The organism is Bartonella sp. AA86SXKL (assembly GCF_042196885.1).
This window is the reverse complement of sequence record NZ_JBHIRE010000429.1, coordinates 417-644: the sequence shown is the minus strand read 5'-3', so window position 1 is coordinate 644 and position 228 is coordinate 417. Positions and strand designations below refer to the sequence as shown.

Annotated in this window: 1 protein-coding gene; it reads right to left on the bottom strand. The window is 43.0% G+C overall.

What is annotated here, in order from left to right; genetic code table 11:
- Nucleotides 1-228, bottom strand: a 228-nt coding sequence (locus tag ACFIO5_RS12435; RefSeq protein ID WP_375705567.1) for an NAD(P)/FAD-dependent oxidoreductase, incomplete at both ends; no start/stop codon positions are given.

Below are 228 nucleotides of genomic sequence, written 5' to 3'. Positions count from 1 at the left end.
AAAAAAAAACTGATCACTGGTGACCGGTGTCTTGAAAGGATGATTCTGTTCCTTTCTCCATTCTGGCAAGAGTGTATCAATACCGATAGGATCAACAACTGCACCAGAGAGAATATGTGCACCAACTTCAGTGCCTTTTTCAACGATTGTGACAGAAAGTTCTGGATTAATTTGTTTCAGACGAATTGCAGCGGAAAGTCCTGCAGGGCCGGCTCCCACAATTACTAT